At 67.2% G+C, this 406-nt stretch carries 1 pseudogene; it reads left to right on the top strand.

Annotation, left to right across the window (positions count from 1 at the left end):
• Positions 1-185: 185 nt before the first annotated feature.
• A pseudogene (locus tag EII42_RS12385) lies at positions 186-406 on the top strand (hypothetical protein); the annotation flags it as partial.

Here is a 406-nt window from a genome sequence, read left to right as displayed (position 1 = left end):
ATCGCCGCCGCGCAGAACGCGCTCAGGGTCTACGTCGATTCCATCTGGCCCCACGGCACCGCGAAGGCCGGCGTCAAGGCCGGGAACATCCAAGGCCTGCGCCCCACCCCGCCGATGGATATCTCCGATAAGCTCGACGACCCGGACGCGCAGGGCAACCTCCGCCGCAACCGGTAGCCAGCATCATGAAGACCGGTCAAAGCCTGTGGTGGGCCATCATCGCCGTCCTCACCCTGGTACTCGCCATCCTCACCGCGGTGGTGTGGTTGCGCCCCACCCAGCCCACGGTCACGCCCGGGCCGTCTCCCACCTACGTCTGGAGCACCACCACCCCAACCCCCATCCAGCTCAACACCCCAACCCCAACACCCACACCCACCACCCCGGTATGGACCGTCATCGAACC

The sequence above is a fragment of the Tessaracoccus sp. OH4464_COT-324 genome, assembly GCF_003932855.1.
Taxonomy (GTDB): Bacteria; Actinomycetota; Actinomycetes; order Propionibacteriales; family Propionibacteriaceae; genus Arachnia.
The sequence above is the reverse complement of the archived record's forward strand: the minus strand, read 5'-3'. Positions and strand labels throughout refer to the sequence as shown.